This is a genomic window from Streptosporangium sp. NPDC020072, assembly GCF_040631445.1.
Taxonomy (GTDB): Bacteria; Actinomycetota; Actinomycetes; order Streptosporangiales; family Streptosporangiaceae; genus Streptosporangium.
In genome coordinates, this window is the sequence record NZ_JBEYAB010000024.1 from 20,350 (window position 1) to 37,522 (window position 17,173).

The following is a 17,173-nucleotide window of genomic DNA, read 5'->3' on the forward strand; positions in this document are numbered from 1 at the left end:
TGAGCGATGCTGCCCGACTGGCTGCTGCGCCACACCGCCGTCATCGAGCCGTTCGTCGGTGAGGGCGCCTACGGGCGGGTGTACGGCCCGGCGGTCACGGTGCGGTGCCTGGTCGACGACGAGCGGCGCATGGTGCGCGATGAGAAAGGCGTCGAGGTCGTCTCCGACACGACGATCTTCTTCCCGCCGGGCACCGTCTGCCCGGCCGGATCGAAGGTCATGGTCACGGGCCGCACCACCTACGTCATCACCTCCTTCGGCCGGGACGGCGGAGGACTGCCCACCCCCGACCACGTGGAGGTGGTGTGCCGATGAGCCGTGACGCCGTCGCCCGGGTGGACCTCGACATCAAAGTCAACCCGGCCGAGCTCAACGCCCGCCAGCGCGCGGCGGTGCTGGCCGGGCTGCGCCACGCCGCCGAGGAGATCCGCACCTACGCCCAGCAGCTCACCCCCAAGGACAAGGGTGTGCTGCGGGCCTCGGCCGAGGTCGTCATCGACCGTGATGAGGCGGTCGCCGCGATCAGCTACAACACCGAATACGCCGTCTACCAGCACGAACGGCTCGACCTCCACCACCCGGTGGGAGAGGCGAAGTTCCTGGAGAAGGCCATGCTCGCCAAGGCCGAGGACGCGCAGGCGATCCTCGCCAAGTACCTGCGCGAGGCGTTCAAGTGACCTGGACGCGCACCCTGCTGAGCGGGCTGGCCCAGCACATGGCCGATCGTGGCTGCGGCGTCTGGAACCCGTCCGGGATCTACACCGCCGACCAGGTGGCCCTCACGATCGGCGGCCTGCCGTCCTCACCGGACACCGCGCTCGCGCTGGCCGTCTACGGCGTCGGCCCGGCGGGGGAAGACCCCACCGAGCCGGACTCCCAGGTGCTGATGCAGGTCCGCATCCGCGGCGGCCAGGACTCCCGGGTCGTCGACGACCTGGCCGACCTCGCCTTCGACGCGCTGCACGGCCTGTCCAACCAGGTGCTGGTCGGCGGCGCGGTGGTGCTGCTGTCCCAGCGGCACCTGATCGCCCCGCTCGGGGTGGACTCCTCGGGCCGCTGGGAGCGGGCCGACTCCTACGCGATGCGGGTCCACCGGCCCTCACCGTATCGGCCCGGCTGACGCCGGGCCTTCTTCTTCAACCCACGCCGGTAAGTGCAGACACTTACCGGCTTTTCGCTTACCAGAGGGGGGATCGCCGTGACGCTGCGCAGCCTGCTTGCCAAGGACTGGACGCTGCAGGTCAACACCGGCACCAGCGGCTCGCCGACGTGGACCACCGTCAAGGGCCTGACCAAGCTCGAGTTCGGCCTGGATTCGGAGACCGAGGACGACAGCGACTTCGACTCAGACGGCTGGAAGTCCGAGGTCGTCACCCAGCGCGGATGGAAGCTGGAGATCGAGGGCCGTCGCAAGCGCGACGCCGCCGCCGCGAACTTCGTGCCCGACCCCGGCCAGGAGTTCCTGCGCCAGGCCGGTCTGGTCGTCGGCATCACCGCCAACGTCGAAACGCGCTGGTACCGCAAGGACGGCAGCCCGGACGCCTTCACCGGGTCGGCCGCCGTGCAGTACCGAGGCGGCGGCGGTGAGGTCACCGACCTGGAGCCGTTCGAGGTGGAGCTGACCGGGCAGGGCGCCCCGGTCGCGATCGAGAACCCGGCGGCCTGACCATGGCGAAATTCAAGGATCTCGACGACTTCTTCGACGACTCGCTGCCGCTGCCGGTCGGCGGCAAGACCTACCGCATCCCGCCGCCCTCGGCCGAGGTGGGCCTGTACTGCCAGCGGCTGGCCGAGGCCGGGGTCGCCGCCGCCAGCGGCAAGGACGTCTCCGAGGCCAACCTGGACGACGCCAACGAGCTGGAGCTGTACGGCAAGGTCCTCGGCCCGGTCTATGACCAGCTCGTCGCGGACGGCGTGTCCTGGCCGCGCATCAAGCACGTCGCGGTGACCGCGTTCCTGTGGATCGTCGGCAACGACGACGCCGCGGCGGCCTTCTGGGAGCAGGGCCCGGAAGCCGCGGCCCCGGCGAAGACGGTTCGCAAGGCGGGCCGCTCGACGAGCTGACGGGGCTGCGCGACTGGTACGACCCCGACGACGGCCTGTCGGTCGACGGGGCTCCCATCACCTGGGCCGCGCTGCTGGAGCGGTGGGCCCTGGTCGAGGCCGACCTGCACAGCGAGTACGGCATCGACCTGCAGGCCCCCGGCCTGATGGCCGCGCGGACGTGGAGGTGGCTGCGCACCCGCATCTTCGGGCTGCTCGCCGCGGACACGCGCATCTGCCGGGCGCTCACCCCCGACGACGACGCATCGCGGAGGTGAGCAGGTGGCCCTGAACCTCGGCGAGATGTACGTGTCGCTGGCGCTGCGCGACCGGATGACCGAGACGCTGATCATGCGGCTGGCGCGGGCGGCGGCCGAGATGCGTACGGCCGGGTCGGCGTTCGAGGCCGGGGCCGGGCGGATCAACCGGGCGGTGCAGGACTCGATCTCCAGCGTTGAGCAGCTGACCAGCGACCTCGGCCTGCGATTCCTCGACCTCGGCATCGCCGCGGTCACCTCCCTGGCGCGTGTCAACAGCGCGCTGCTGGGCGTCGGCCGCCAGATCCTGTCAGTGATCAACATCGCCAGTGTCTTCTCGGGCTCCGGAACCGGCCTGATCTCGCCCCTGAAGGGCTTGGTCACCTTCGCGTTCCGGGTGATCTCCGCCACCCCCGGCCTGACGGCCGCGCTGGGGATGCTGGCACGCGGCATGCTGTCGCTGATCGGCGCGGGCCCTCACGTGCGGGGCCTGGCGGGCATCGTCATCCGTTCCCTGACCTCGATGACCCGCGCGGTGGGGCCGTTCCTGCGGCTGCTGCCGGGCGCGACCATGTCGCTGCTGGCCTTCATCCGCGCCAGCGGCGGCCTGGTCGCGCTGGCCGGGCACGTCCAGACGGTCGGCGCGGTCTTCAGCTGGTCGATGGGGGCGATCGGCGTGGCCTCCCGGGCCATGTCGACCGAAAGTGGCCGCTCCACGCTGAAGGTCATCGTCTCCCTGGCGTTGCTGGTGGCGGCGGTCATCGTCGCCCGCAAGGTCATCACGGGGCAGATGGGCGCCATCCGTGGCGCCTTCCTGGCCTTCTCCCCGGTCGGGCTGGCGCTCTACAGCGTCATGGGCCTGATCAGCCGGGGCTTCGCCAAGGCGAAAGCGGCTGCGGAACCGGCCATCTCCGCGGTGCGTTCCGGGCTCACCTCGATGGGCACCAGCCTGCGCGACAGCGCGGCCAAGGCCCGCGAGGTCGGCCAGGAGTTCGTGGGGTTCGCCCGCCGCCTGCAGTCGATCCGCGGCGTGTTCACCACCCTGGCCGGGTTCGCCCGTAACTCCTCCAACGTCGTGCGGGGCGCGTTCACCCTGATGACGTCCGGCGCGATGGCGTTCGGGCAGGCCACGCTGACGATGACGCCGATGGTGCTCGGCGCCTCGCTCAAGGCCGGGGCGATGCTGGCGGGCCTCGGCTCGGCGGGCGTGGCCGCTGCTGCGGCTGCCGGGCTCGCCTTCGCCGGTTTGGTGGCCGGTATCGGCGTGATCGGCATCAAGGCCGCGATGGAGTCGGCCAAGGTCAAGGCCGCTTTCGCTGATCTTCGCAAGTCCGCGAAGGCGGATCTGGCCAAGGCCGCCTCCGGGCTGGAGGGGCCGCTGACCAAGGCCGCCGGGTCGCTGAAGAGCATGTTCTCCGACCAGGTGGCGCCTGCCCTTCAGGGCATGTTCAACCGGATCGCCCCCCTGATCGGGAAGTTCACGGCCGGGCTGGGCGCCTTCCTCAAGCCGATGCTTCCCGCCATCCAGGCCGTGGTGGGCGCGGTCGTACCCATGATGAGTGCCCTGGCCGGCAGCCTGGGCACCTTCGGCGGTCAGCTCGCGGGCTTCCTGCAGCCGCTCACCGCGGCGTTCGTCGCCAACCGGGGGCTACTGGCCAACCTGGTCGTCGGGCTGGGCGCCCTGCTGCAGGCGCTCGGCCCGCTGCTGGGGGCGCTGGTGACGCTGGGCGCCCAGCTGATGGGGCCGCTGCTGGGCGGCCTGACCAGCGTCGCGGGCGCGTTGTCGACCGCGCTGGGGCCGACCCTGACCGGGCTCGGCCCGCAGATCGGCCAGATCGTCGGCGCGCTGGGCAACATGATCGTGGCGCTGGTGCCGCTGCTGCCGCCGATCCTGCAGCTGGCGGCGGCCTTCGCCACCGCTCTGATGCCCACCTTGACGCAGATCGCCATGGTGCTGACGAGCACGTTGCGGCCGGTGCTGACCGCGCTGCAGCCGATGCTCGTCATGATCGCTCAGGCGTTCGGGCAGCTCGTGACGGCGCTTCTGCCGTTGCTGCCGCCCGTGGCGTCCCTGGTGACGCAGCTGGTCACCGCCCTGGTTCCGGCGATCACTCCGCTGATCCCGATCGTCGGGCAGATCGCCGGAGCGCTGGGCGGCGTACTGGTGCAGGCCGTGACGATCCTGGTGGGGGCGATCACGCCGCTGCTGCCGCCCATCTCCCAGATGGCGCAGCTGTTCGGCCAAGCGATCCTGACGGCGGTTCAGCAGCTGTCGCCGCTGATCACGCAGTTCGCCACGCTGTTCGGGCAGCTCCTGACGGCGGTCCTGCCGATCCTGCCGCCGATCATGCAGCTGGCCACGGCGCTGATCCCTCCCCTGGTGCAGCTCGTTCAGGCCCTGGCGCCGTACATGATCAAGCTCGCGTCCGGGATCACCACCGTGGTCGGGGCGCTGGCGCCGTTCCTGCCGCCGCTCATCGAGCTCGGCAGCTCGGTGCTGCCGCTGGCGATCAGCCTTCTGACCGCGCTGGCCAAGATTCTCAGCGGCGACGTGCAGGGCGCCCTGAACACGATCAAGGCCGCGTTCACGAAGTTCGGCACGACCGTCAAGTCGGCCTTCACCAAGCTGATGAGCCTCGGCAAGGACCTGGTCGACGGCATCAGGAACGGCTTCGTCAACGCCTGGAACGGCTTCGTCTCCTCTGTCGGGAACCTCTTCACCGGGTTCATCACCTGGATCAAGGGCCTGCTGGGCATCCACTCCCCCTCCACGGTCATGGCGGGCATCGGCTCCGACACGGCCAAGGGCTGGGTGCTGGGCCTGCTCGGCGAAGAGTCCAAGATCAAGGAGACGGCGGGCAAGCTGACCGACGTCGTGGTCCGCGCGTTCAAGGCCGGAAAGATCAGCGCCGGGGTGAGGGACCACCTGGTCGAGGCGGTCAGGTCCGGCAACGCCGAGCTGCAGAAACTGGCCCAGGAGCGCGAGCGGATCGCCAAGTCCCTCGCCGACGCGATGGCCTACGTCGGGCAGGTCTCCGACAACCTCAAGCAGTTCGCCTCGCTCGGCAACATGAACCTCGGCCAGGACAACGGGCAGGGCAAGCAGCCGGTGACCGCCTCGGCGATCCAGTCCGGCTTGCAGGCCAAGCTCGCCAAGGTCCGCGCCTTCGCGACCGTGATCAAGAAGCTGGCCAAGCGGGGCCTGAGCAAGTCCCTGCTGGCCCAAGTCGTCGAGGCCGGGCCCGAGGCCGGCGCCGAGCTCGGCCAGGCGCTGCTGGAGGCCGATTCGGCAACCTTCAAGTCCATCAACTCCACCCAGGGCGCGATCGACAAGGCCGCCAAGCAGGCGGCGAAAAACGCCGCCGACGCGATGTTCGACGCGGGCAAGAACGCCGGGAAGGGCTTCCTCACCGGCCTGATCAGCCAGAAGAAGGCCATCGAGGCGGCGATGAAGGACATCGCCAACGCCCTGGTCGCCCAGGTCAAGAAGGCCCTGAAGATCAAGTCGCCGTCGCAGGTGTTCGCCGCCATCGGCGGCCACACCATGACGGGCCTGATGCGCGGCATGGTCGGCTCCTCCCCCGCCGTCCTGGCCTCCGCCCAGCACATCGCCGGGCAACTGGTGCGCGGGTTCAACCCGCAGCTGGGCGTCGGCTCGACCGGGCAGCGCGCCCAGCCGGGGCGGCCGGGTGGCCCGGTGACGGTGCACGTCACCAACCACTACCCGCAGGCCGAACCGACCAGCCGCACCGTGAACCGGGGCCTGCAGTACGCGGCCATGGTCGGCCTGGTCTGACACCGCCCGGCGGTGCGTTCCGGCCGTATTCCGGCCGCCCGGTTCCCGCCTGACCTCCCGAGGAGGTGCAAGGGTGGCGATCAACGTCGGCGACCTGTTCGCCACCCTGAGCCTGCGCGACAACCTCAGCCGCCGCCTGACGGCCTCCATCCTCAACCTCCGCCGCGCCGCCGCGCAGGCCAACCTGCACACCAGCAGCGTCGCCTCCTCGGCGTCGCGGATGAGCCGGTCGGTGGCCGCCTCGGTCACCGGGATGGCCGCAGGCGTGACGGCCGGGGTCGCCCGGATGGGGGCGCAGCTCACGCTGGCCACCGGGAAGCTGGCGCTGCTGGGCGCCGCCGGAGCGGCGGCCGTCAACGGCGTGGTCTCCCTCGGCGCGGCGCTGGCCCCGGCGGTCGGCCTCCTGGCGGCCCTGCCGGGGGCCTCCGCGCTCGGCGCGGCCGGGGTCCTCACGCTGTCGGTCGCGCTGATCGGCCTCAAGGACGCCTTCACCGCGGCGCTCGGCGACGACGAGGCCAAGTTCGAGGAGGCCCTGGCACGGCTGTCGCCGGCGGCCCAGGCCGCCGCCCGGGAACTTCGGGCACTTCGCCCCACCCTGGACGCGCTGCGCACGGCCGTGCAGGAGGCGCTGTTCGCGCCGCTGGCCGGGCAGTTGTCGGCGGTCGCGGCCGTCCTGCTGGGCCCCTTCTGGTTCGGCATGTCCGGCGTCGCGGACGCCGCCGGACGGGCGGCGGTGGCCGTCGCCGAGTTCGCCCGCAGCTCCACAGCGGTGAACACGCTCAACGCCGTGTTCGGGGCGCTGCGCTCCATCATTGTCGACCTGGCCCCGGCCATCACGCCGCTGCTGACCGGCCTGACCCTGCTCGTCGGGGTCGGCGCCCAGTTCTCCGCCTCCCTGGCGCCCGGCGTCGCCGACGCGGCGCGTCGGCTGGGCGACTTCCTGGTCGCGGCCGTCGCGTCCGGTCAGGCCCTGGGCTGGATGCAGGGCGCCCTGGAGGTGCTGCGGCAGCTCGGCCGGATCGCGCTGGATGTGTGGAGCATCGTCTCGGGCGTCTTTGCGGCGATGCGCGTCTCCGGCTCGGACGCGCTCGGCGTGCTCGGCACCCTCATCCGGTCGGTCGCCGAGTTCGTCAACTCCGCCCAGGGCCAGGCCTCCCTGGTGGCGGTGTTCTCCGCGCTGCGCACCGCGGCGCTCGCGCTCGCGCCCGTCGTGGCCGCCATCGCGGTCGGCCTCGGCCAGCTCGCCCCGACCCTCGGCCTGCTGGCCGGTATCGCCGGGCCGATCCTCACCGGCGCCCTGCAGGCGCTGGTGCCCGCCCTGGCCGCCCTCTCCCCCGGCCTGCTGGCCGTGTTCGTCGCGATCGGCCAGGCCCTGGCCGTCATCGGGCCCGCGCTGCTGCCGCTCGGCCAGATGATCGCCCAGACCTTCCTGATGGCGACGCCGCTCATCGCGCAACTCGGTCTCGCCCTGACCGCGCTGCTGCCCGCCATCACCGCCGTCCTCGGCGGCGTCGGCCGCGTCTTCCTCGCGCTGGCGCCCGCGCTGCTGCCGCTCGCCCAGGCCGCCGGTGGCGTGGTCGTGGCGCTCTCCCCGCTGCTTCCGCTGCTCGGCCAGCTGGCCGCGCTGGTGGCCACCAGTCTGGCGGCCGGAGTCGTGGCCGTGCTGCCGTCGCTGAACCTTCTGGTCGAGGCCTTCGGCCGGGCCGTGGTGATCGTCGCTCCGGTGGTGCCGCTGCTGGTCGCGGTGGCCGCCCGGCTGCTGGGCGCCCTGCTCCCGGCCTTGGTGCCGCTGATCCCGCTCGTCGCCCAGGCCGCCAGCCTGGTCGGCACCTTCCTGGTGGACGCGCTCGTCCTGCTGCTGGGCGCCGTCACGCCGCTGCTGCCCGACCTGTCGGTCATGGCGCAGACCTTCGGCCGGGACCTGCTGGTCGGGCTGCGTGACCTCGCGCCGCACCTGCTGTCGATCGTCGCCTCGTTCGCTGACCTGCTGCCGGTGATCGTGCCGGTTCTGCCGCCGTTGCTGCAGCTGGTGACGAGCTTGCTGCCGCCGCTGATTCAGCTGGTCGACGCCGTGGCGCGGCTGCTGCGCGGCGACCTGGTCGGCGCGATCGACGTGGCGGGCCGCGCCGTCCAGGGGTTCCTGATCGTGATCGGCACCCTCGGCGTTCAGCTGCTGGAGGGGCTGTGGCGCGGTATCCAATCGGCGGCCGGGTGGTTCCGGGACGCCGTCGTCGGCTTCTTCCGGGACGTGGCGGCCTGGGCTCGCCAGGCCCTCGGCATCGCCTCCCCGTCGAAGGTGTTCGCCGACATCGGCACGCAGACGATGCTCGGCGTGCGCGCCGGGATGCTCGCCTCCTCCCGGCAGGTCTTCACCACCGTGGCGAGGATCGCCGACCGGCTGTCGGCCTCCTTCGCACCGGACCTGACGGCCCGGGTCGGCTCGACGGGGCAGCGTCCGGTCGGCTCCGGCCGGGGCGGGACGACCGTGATCAACGTGACCACGATCAACCCGGTCGCCGAACCGACCTCCGAGGTCGTCAACCGGGGACTGGCCTACGCCGGGATGCTCGGCGTCCTGTGAGGAAGCGGCTTGCCTTACTCCGTGCCCAGGACGTCTTCGTCGGGGTCGAGCAGGTCGTTCCTGTGCAGGATCTTGTAGACGGTCTGCCTGGCCAGGCCGGTCGCCCCGATGATCGCCTGGGCCGAGACAGGCCCATCCTGCACGGTTCCCGACTCCGTCCGGGCCCCGATGACGGCGGCTTCGATGTACCGCATCACCTGCCGGGCCTGCTCACGGGCTGAACGCAGGTCCTCGCCGAGCATCTCCAGCGTCTGCAGAGCGTCGACCTCCGTGAGGAAACGGAACTCGGGGCTTTCCCGCCAGTTGATCGAGTCCGGAGTCGCAGGCGAGTACAGCTCGTTCGGACCCGTGATCAGACGTTTCTCCACACGCTCCCCCATGTGTCTAGTGGTAGACACTTTAGGGAGGCCCCTTGAAACTGTCTACCACTAGACACATGGAGGTGGACGGGTGCCGACCTACAGCCTCGACGGCGTCGCGCTGGACCATCCGGCGGGCTGCTGGCGTCTGAAGCCTGGCACCCGGCGCCGCCCCCTGCCGGGAGTGCGCTCCGTCGAGGTGACCGTGCCCGGTCGCGCCGGAGAGCTGCCGATCGTCGGCCTGGACCACGAGACCACCCAGCTGCCGCTGGAGTTCGGCGTCACCTCCCGCGCCCCGGGAGGAGGTGACGGCGGGTATGTGCAGCTGGAGGAGAACCTCGAGGCGCTCTCCGCGCTGCTCGGGGTACGGCACCGGCTCATGACGCTGCGGTATGAGGCCGGGCCGATCGTCCGGGTCGCCGACGTCACGATCACCGCCGTGTCCGAGCCGGAGGTCAACGTCGGCGCGGCCCGCGCCCGGCTGACCGCCGTGGTGCGGGTGCCGGGCGTCTACTGGCGCGACGAGGTCACCACCACCTGGACCGGGTCGGCGAACGCCGCCGACCAGGCGGTGACCACGCTGGCCGGATCGACCGGCCCCATCACTGACGCGCTGATCCGCATCACGGGCCCGGCGGTCAACCCGGCGGTGGTCGACGTCGCGACCGGCGGCACCGTCGCCCGCTCCTCCGGGTTGCTGGGGAGCGAGCGGCTGCTGATCGATTGCGCGGCCATGCGTGCGGCGAAGGTCACCAGCGACACGTGGGACCTGGCGGCAGGGACCGACGTCACCGGGCAGATCACCGCGACCGGCCCCGGCTCGGCGTTCAGGTGGCTGCACCTGACGCCGGCCGTGGGTGTGGGCGATCCGTTCTCCCGGGTCGTGCTCCTGACCGCGACGGCGACCTCGACCACCGGCGCGTCGAAGCTGGAAGTCCGCGCCCGGCGATCCTATATATAGCCAGAGATCCAGTTTGTACTCAGATGTCCGGTGTGATGCCACACTCGGTGTCGAGTGTGGCATCAGTACAGGGCGCACCGCACCGGCTGCAGTACAACTCTTCAACGCTCAAGGGCCTATTGGACACATCCACGCCGTCGTCTCCGACTAGCGACTCCAGCACTTCTTCCTCAGCTACAGGGAAGGAAGCTCTCATCACCCACGCATGGGGGTTGCTGATCACCATGCCTGCGGAGCGTAGCGGCAGGAGGTACGTGGAGGAACCCCTCAGAAGCAGACCAGAGGCAGACCCGTCCCGCCCCTCAGTACCTGAGGCGCTCTGCCAGAGGCTGCCGTTCTAGCGTGGATCGTAAACCCCCAGGTCAGAGGGGGTGTGCATTTTTTTGCGCAATGTCATTTCCAGCCATCAGAATCGAGATGGGAAAACAATGCCCCCGGGCCGAAAATGGAACGGCCGGAATCGCTGCGTTGACAGAGGGTAAATAGCCCCTTCTGCCTTTCCTGGCAATGGACCCAAGGCTCGAACCCTCGGAGCGTATTAAATGACGGACGGGGAACAATTGGGGTCAGGCGTCGCGATAACTTTCATCACGGGCAGACATCTGAGCGAGAGTGCTCTACGATAGGCAGCATTCCCGGAAGTTACGTGCCCGGGAACGACAACGGCCCCCGCCCGGCTCGTCAGCCGGAACGAGGGCCGCCCCGGTGCGGCCTCGGCTAGTTGAAGCCTAGCCGAGCCCGCACTGGTGGATCTGGCGAAGAAGCTCCAGGAGCATCAGCACTAACTGAAGCACCTGCAGCAGGTCCTCACCACCACCGTCCCCGTCGCCGGGGTTTTCGTCGCTCACGGGACATCTGTCCTTCCTGCCACCAACCCAGGGGGGTGCTTGGTGGCCCAGCTAACCCCGGGGGCTATCTGGAACCTGGTGCAGGTGTGACCAACGAGACCACATCCTATGGCACGAGAACGCCGTAGAGAACGGAAAACCAGGGTTTCCCCGCGTTTCCCTCCCCAAATGCGGCGCCGTGTCGCGTGCCCATTGCGGCCCCATCCGTTAAATGCCTGTACGAAAAAATCGGCCGTTTCCGTAGAGCCACAGGTAGGAGGGGTGAACGGTGCCACTTGACCTGCGCTTGGCCGTCCATGCCCCAAACGGCGCGAAGCTCGGCACCCTGCCCCACCCCTTGAGTTCCGAGGCGGCCTGGCCGCTGAACGACGTCCCCGCGCTGCGGCTGGCCTACAGCTCGGCCGCACTCGGCGCGCAGCTGCTGGCCTCGCCGTGTGAGGTCGCCGTCGAGTGGTCGAGCGACGGCGTGACGTGGACGGAGGCGCCGGACGGCCGGTTTCTGCGGATCAAGCGGCGTACGGACGGCGTCGACCAGGCCGGGGTTCAGCGGTATGAGCTGCCCGGCTACTCGTGGATGCTCCGCAAACTGATCTTGTTTCCGGGGACGGCGCCGCTGGTCGACGGCAAGCGCGCGTTCCTGTCGGCCACCCCAGGCGCGATCCTGCGGACCTTCGTCACCGAGGGGCAGGACCGCGGCGCGCTGCCGCTCCTGACCATCGACTTCGACGCCGACGTCGACTCGGCCGGCGACGCCTGGGAGAAGATCCTCACGATCCACTACGAGCCCGGCCTGGACCTGCTGACCACCCTCATCAACCTGGCCGAGCAGGGCGTGTGCGACTTCCGTATGGAGGGCCGCACGCTGCGGGTGTTCAACGCTGACACCGAACTCGACCGGGACCTGGCCACCGGGGCGGCGCCGATCGACCTGCGCTACGGCCGCGACATCGTCGAGGCGCCCGACACGGGCACGCTCGAGGACGCCGCCTCGGCGGTGCTCGTCGTCGGCGAGGGAGGGTTTCGGCAGTCGTTCGTCTCCTCGGCCGGGCACGGCCCATGGGGGCGGTGGGAAATGTACGTCGGCCAAGGCGGCGTGTCCGACCTGGGGACGGCGACACTGCTGGCCGACGCGGCGATCAAGCACGCCGCCGGAGAGCGGGTGCAGCGGATCCGCTCCGTCGCGCTCACCGAAGCACGGTGGCTGCCGTTGCGCGACTACCAGCCCGGCGACCGGGTGCTGGCGCCCGGCGAGGGCGGCGCGCTGGAGTCGCTGCGGGTACGGCAGATCACCCTGACCCGCGACCAGCACGGCGTCGTCAGCGGAAACCTGGTGCTCAACGACCGGCTGCTCGAGCGGGACCTTCGGCTGGCCCGCCGTACCGCGGGCATCGTCGGCGGGTCGACCGCCTCGGGCGGCTCCGGCGCCCGGCCGGCACCGGAGACTCCGGTGCCGCGGACCCCGGCGAAGCCGACCGGCCTGATTGTGAACGCGCTGCCCTACATCGACTCCTCCGGGTTCCCGCAAGGTCAGATCACGGCCACGTGGAATCCGGTGACGGCCGACGCGAGCGGGGTCGCGCTGACGGTGGGCGGCTATGAGCTGTTCGGCCGGGTGAACGAGGTGGGTGCCCCGTGGTTCCTGGTGGCGTTGACGCAGGCCGGGGACGTCTCGGCGACGTTCTCCCCGCTGATCGTCGGCGAGCAGTACCAGTTCAAGGTGCGCGCGACCAACCTCGGCCAGCGCGGGGCGTTCTCCGACTCGGTCGCGGTGACGATCCCCGACGACCCCTACGCACCGCCGGTGCCGACCGCGCCGCAGCTGGCCACCCGGCTCGGTGTAGTGCATGTGACCTGGGACGGGCTCGGCGTCGGCGCCGCGGTGATGCCGAGCGACTTCGCCCGGGTGCGGGTGTGGATGCAGGACCCGCTCGCGCCCGGGTGGGCGGAGATCGGGTCGCTGTACGGGGCCGGGGCGCTCGTGGTGCCGGGCCTGCCGTACGGCGCCGACCGCGAGTTCCGGCTCACGAGCGTCGACCAGTCGGGCAACGAGTCCGCGGCCTCGACGTCGGCGACGATCGCCGCGACGCAACTGGTGAACGGGGACGCGGCCACCGGCTCCATCACCACCGGCGCGCTGGCCGCGAACGCGGTCACGGCTGCGAAGGTCGCGGCCGGGGCGATCGAGGCGAGCCACCTCGCGGCGAACGCGGTGACGGCCGACAAGCTGGAGGCGGTGCTCGCGCTGGTGTCCCGCTTGGTGGCGGGCAACCCGACCGGTGCGCGGGTGGAGCTCAACTCCTCCGGCGTGGAGGCCTACAACGCCTCCTCGGTACAGACGGTGTCCGTCTCGGCGGCGACCGGCGCCGTGGCGATCATCGGGCAGCTGTCCACCGGGACGGTGGGGCGCCGCATCGTGGTCAACCCCGCCGGGTCGGCCGACCCCGAGATCCGCTGGTACCCGGGGTCCGGTACGAACTACGCGAGGATCTACGCCGACACCGATGGGGCGATCGTGCACGTGTCGGGCCTGTCGCCGGACACCACCCGCCGCTCCCAGGTGATCCAGCGCGGCGACGAGTGGCGGGCCCAGATCTACGATCCGGCGACCGGCCTGGCGGGCGGCGGCTACATGTTCGCTAAGCCCGACGAGCTCGAGGTCGGCTACAACGACGCGAGCGCGAACCTGCACCGGTTCCGGTTCACCTCGGCGGCGGCCGAGTTCAAGGGCAAGTGGACCTTCACCGGCAGCGAGGCCGGGCTGATCATGCGGACGGTGTCGCTGTCGGGCGGATCGGCCTACAACGTGCTGTGGACCTTCACCATGCTGACCGTGCCGCGGGTGGTGTTCACCGCCGACAACCCGATCCCGGACCGGCTGGCCTTCCACATGAGGACCCCGACGACGACGCAGTTCACCCTGCGCAGCAGCGAGAGCAGCCTGGGCACGCCGACCGCCTTCACGGTGCAGCTGAACCTGTGGGCCTGGCGCATGTGAGGAGGACATGGTGGCGGTGCCGCAGTGGCGCATCACGCAGGTGCGCGAGGTGACCGGCCCCGGCGAGGACGCCTGGCTCATCAGCTACGAACCGGCCTCCGGCCACCCGGGCGAGGCCTTCGTGTCGTACGTCCCGAAGGAGGCGCTGGTGGTGCGGGCGGCCGAGTACGGGCTGGCCACGGTGGACGAGGCGCTCGAGGTGATCCTGCACGAGCCGCTGCTGGCCGAGCATCAGGCGGCCGGGCGGCTGGAGATGCTCACCCCCGCGCTGCTCGACGTCGCCGCGGCCCGTGCCCAGGTCGAGGGGCAGCTTGCGGTGTGTCGGGAGCAGTACGGCGTCGTCGTCACCGCGGCGCCCGCCAAGGCGGGCCGCTCGGCCGCGCGGGCGGCGGCTGATCCGCTGCAGGTGATCCGGGACCGGACGCGGATCGATCCGATCGAGACGGCGGCGATCCGCATGGAGATCGACCGGGTTCGACTGCGGCAGGAGACGTGACTTCTCGGGGGGATACGTGCAGGTGATCATTCCGGGCGGGCCGCAGCGGTACGCCCTGCGGCTGGTGGCCTACGCCCCGCACGGGGCGCGGCTGGGGCTGCTGCCCGCGCACCTGGGGTGGGAGGCGGCGTTGCCGCTCAACGATGTCTCCTCGCTGCGGCTGTCGTACAGCGCTTCAGCGCTGGGCGCCGCCCGGCTCGCCTCGCCGTGTGAGATCGCGGTGGAGTACAGCGTGGAAGGCGGCGCCTGGGCCGAACCGGAGAACGGCCGGTTCCTGAGGATCAAGAGGAGCAGCGACGCCACTGACCGGGCGGGGGCGCTGTCGTTTGACTGCCCCGGCTACGCCTGGATGCTGCGCAAGCTCGTCGTGTATCCCGCCCTCGGCATGGTGGACGGCAAGCGGCTGTTCAGTGCGAAGTCGGCGGGCGAGATCTTGTCCACGGTGATCTCCGAGGGGAAGGGCCGCGGCACCCTGCGCGACATGGGGGTCGACTTCGACGCCGCCTCGGACTCGGCCGACCACGCCTGGGCGACGACCATGACACTCGGTCTGGAGCCGGGCATGGACCTGCTCACCCTGCTCATCAACTTGGCCGAACAGGGCGTCATCGACTGGTGCATGCAGGGCCGCACGTTGCGCGTCTACAACGCCGACACCGCGCTGGCCGTCAACCGGGCGGCCGGGCCCGGCCCGGTGGAGCTCAGACTGGGCCGTGACATCGACTCCGCGCCCGACGACGCCACGCTCGAGGACGCCGCCTCGGCGATCCTGGTCGTCGGCGAGGACGGGCTGCGAGTCGAGGTGACCAACTCGTCCGCGACCATGCCGTGGGGGCGGTGGGAGTCCTACCAGGCTCAGGGCGGCGTCACCGACGAGGGCACCGCGCGGCTGCTGGGCGACAACGCGCTGCAGCGCGCAGGCGGGGAGCGGGTGCAGCTGACCCGGTCCATCACGCCGTACGCGGCCCGGTGGCTGCCGCTGGAGCACTACGCGCCCGGCGACTACATCCAGGCGCCTGGCGACCAAGGCGTCCTGCAGGCCCTGCGGGTACGGCAGATCACCCTGTCGTGTGACTCGGCCGGGATGGTCGGCGGCAACCTCACCCTGAACGACCGGTTCCTCGAGCGCGACATCAAGTTGGCGCGGCAGGCGGCGGGCATCCTCGCCGGCGGCGTCTCCTCCGGCGGGTCCGGCGCCGACCCGGCGCCGGAAGACAGCGACCGGGAACCGGCCGCCCCGACCGGACTGCTCGTCTCCCCGACCGCGTACCTGGACGAGGAGGGGTACGCGCACGGCCAGATCACCGTGTCGTGGGACCCGGTGAGCGCGGACGTCAACGGCACCGCCCTGTCGGTGGACGGCTATGAGCTGGTGGGGATCTCTCCGCCGGCCACGGGAGCGGTCCGGGTGCTGGCCACCACCTCCTCGGCGGCCGTCACCTACAGCCCGCTGGAGCCCAAGTCGCGCTGGCAGTTCGGAGTGCGGGCGGTCAACGGCAGCACGCGCGGCCAGATCACCGCATCAGCGGAGATCGTCATCCCGGACGATCAGACACCGCCCCCGGACCCCTCGGCGCCGGTCGTCGACTCCCGGCTCGGCGTGGTGCGCGTCACCTGGGACGGCCTGACCGGCTCGGGCACCGGCATGCCGCGCGACTTCGCGCGGGTGCTGGTCATGATGCGTGACCCGCTCGACTCCGGCGACCTGGGGCGGGCGGTGGAGTGGCTGGACCGGGCGGGCACCGCCGTGGTGGCGGGCCTGCCGTACAACACCGACCGGGAGTTCTGGCTGGTCGCCCTCGACCGCAGCGGCAACCCCAGCGGCGAGTCCGCGCACGTGGTGGCCGCGACGCGCCCGCTGGTCGACACCGACGTGATCGGGCAGGTGATCGACGGCGCGACCGCGATCATCGACGGCACGATCCCCGCCTCGGCGAAGATCACCGCCGGGACCATCACCGGAGGGCTGATCCAGGCGCTGGCGATCCAGGCCGGGCACCTCAACGCGAACGCCGTCACGGCCGACAAGATCGAAGCCGGAGCCATCCAGACGGGGCACCTGGCGGCGGCGGTCATCACCGCCGACAAGATCAGCGCCGGGGCGATCACCGCGGGCAAGCTCAGCGCGGACGCCATCGACGGCCGGATCATCACCGGGTCCGTGATGCGCTCGGCCGCCACGGGCCGCCGCTTCATCCTGGACTCCTCCACCCTGGACCTGCGTTTCTACCCGGGCGGCTCGAGCAACTACTCGCGCATCTACTCCGACGACAGCCTGTACTCCGGAGAGACGGCGCTGTACCTGACCTCCGGCAGTTCCTTCTCCGGTATCTCCCGGGCCGAGCTGCAGGTCGCCTCCCAGTCGGTACGGCTGCGCATCCGGGGCGCCTCCGGCAGTTACGACAACGGCGGCAACCTCGACATCACCAACACCTACGCCCGGTACGGCTACAACGACGGCTCCTCCAGCACGCAGTGCTACATCCACCTGGACGGCACCGGTTACTACTACATCCGGGGCCGCTTCCGTGACACCGCGGCGGCCGACCCGTACGACGCGCTCCACGTGGGCTCTTACACGATCGGCGGGGCGGCGGCGCCGAACTGGTTGCACGTGCCGTACGGGCCGACGATGGCCACCAACATGGGGCCGGTGTGCACCGTCCGCGACGGCGGGTCGGGCAACAGCTACGGCAACAACTTCACGCCGAAGGCGTGGGCCGTCACCTACTCCAGCGTGTCGGGCTTCCAGGTCAACCTCGCCAACTCCACGAGCTTCGCGCTGTACTGGTGGTCCCACCGGCACGCGGGCTCGTCCTAACCACGAGCAGGAGTCT

General features: G+C 70.9%; 13 protein-coding genes. 12 read left to right on the plus strand and 1 reads right to left on the minus strand.

Annotated elements, in window-relative coordinates; genetic code table 11:
- Window positions 1-6 precede the first annotated feature (6 nt).
- From ABZ470_RS39495 to ABZ470_RS39530, 8 genes are all read left to right on the plus strand, one after another.
- On the plus strand, window positions 7-315 hold the full coding sequence (locus ABZ470_RS39495; RefSeq protein ID WP_362918081.1) for a hypothetical protein: 309 nt from the start codon (window positions 7-9) through the stop codon (window positions 313-315).
- Complete coding sequence (locus ABZ470_RS39500; protein WP_362918083.1) at window positions 312-677, plus strand: HK97 gp10 family phage protein; 366 nt, start codon at window positions 312-314, stop codon at window positions 675-677. The genes ABZ470_RS39495 and ABZ470_RS39500 overlap by 4 nt, the downstream gene beginning before the upstream one ends.
- Entirely contained in the window at window positions 674-1,120 is a 447-nt protein-coding gene (locus tag ABZ470_RS39505) for a minor capsid protein (protein WP_362918085.1), read from the plus strand. The genes ABZ470_RS39500 and ABZ470_RS39505 overlap by 4 nt, the downstream gene beginning before the upstream one ends.
- 78 nt (window positions 1,121-1,198) lie before the next feature.
- The gene (locus tag ABZ470_RS39510) at window positions 1,199-1,666 is read left to right on the plus strand and encodes a phage tail tube protein (protein WP_362918087.1); all 468 of its coding nucleotides are present in this window, start codon (window positions 1,199-1,201) and stop codon (window positions 1,664-1,666) included.
- A 2-nt stretch (window positions 1,667-1,668) separates the two neighbouring features.
- Entirely contained in the window at window positions 1,669-2,064 is a 396-nt protein-coding gene (locus tag ABZ470_RS39515) for a hypothetical protein (RefSeq protein ID WP_362918089.1), read from the plus strand.
- Window positions 1,959-2,321, plus strand: coding sequence for a hypothetical protein (locus ABZ470_RS39520; protein WP_362918091.1), 363 nt, complete (start codon window positions 1,959-1,961; stop codon window positions 2,319-2,321). The genes ABZ470_RS39515 and ABZ470_RS39520 overlap by 106 nt, the downstream gene beginning before the upstream one ends.
- 4 nt (window positions 2,322-2,325) lie before the next feature.
- On the plus strand, window positions 2,326-6,096 hold the full coding sequence (locus ABZ470_RS39525; RefSeq protein WP_362918093.1) for a hypothetical protein: 3,771 nt from the start codon (window positions 2,326-2,328) through the stop codon (window positions 6,094-6,096).
- Window positions 6,097-6,169: 73 nt separating this feature from the next.
- On the plus strand, window positions 6,170-8,677 hold the full coding sequence (locus ABZ470_RS39530) for a hypothetical protein (RefSeq protein ID WP_362918095.1): 2,508 nt from the start codon (window positions 6,170-6,172) through the stop codon (window positions 8,675-8,677).
- Window positions 8,678-8,691: 14 nt separating this feature from the next.
- On the opposite strand, the gene ABZ470_RS39535 is transcribed toward ABZ470_RS39530, so the two are convergent.
- Window positions 8,692-9,045: a hypothetical protein gene (locus ABZ470_RS39535; RefSeq protein WP_362918097.1), complete on the minus strand. Its 354-nt coding sequence runs from the start codon at window positions 9,043-9,045 to the stop codon at window positions 8,692-8,694.
- An 82-nt stretch (window positions 9,046-9,127) separates the two neighbouring features.
- Here ABZ470_RS39535 and ABZ470_RS39540 point away from each other — a divergent pair, with 82 nt between their 5' ends.
- The 4 genes from ABZ470_RS39540 (at window position 9,128) to ABZ470_RS39555 (ending at window position 17,157) form a co-directional block, all read left to right on the plus strand.
- Window positions 9,128-9,997 (plus strand): hypothetical protein, encoded by an 870-nt coding sequence (locus ABZ470_RS39540; protein WP_362918099.1) that lies wholly within the window; start codon window positions 9,128-9,130, stop codon window positions 9,995-9,997.
- A gap of 1,185 nt (window positions 9,998-11,182) precedes the next feature.
- Window positions 11,183-13,840, plus strand: a complete 2,658-nt coding sequence (locus ABZ470_RS39545; RefSeq protein ID WP_362918101.1) for a fibronectin type III domain-containing protein — start codon at window positions 11,183-11,185, stop codon at window positions 13,838-13,840.
- Window positions 13,841-13,847: 7 nt separating this feature from the next.
- Window positions 13,848-14,336 carry a hypothetical protein gene (locus tag ABZ470_RS39550; protein WP_362918103.1) on the plus strand — a complete coding sequence of 163 codons (489 nt, stop codon included), beginning with the start codon at window positions 13,848-13,850 and terminating at the stop codon, window positions 14,334-14,336.
- 16 nt (window positions 14,337-14,352) lie between these two features.
- On the plus strand, window positions 14,353-17,157 hold the full coding sequence (locus ABZ470_RS39555; RefSeq protein WP_362918105.1) for a fibronectin type III domain-containing protein: 2,805 nt from the start codon (window positions 14,353-14,355) through the stop codon (window positions 17,155-17,157).
- Window positions 17,158-17,173: the final 16 nt, after the last annotated feature.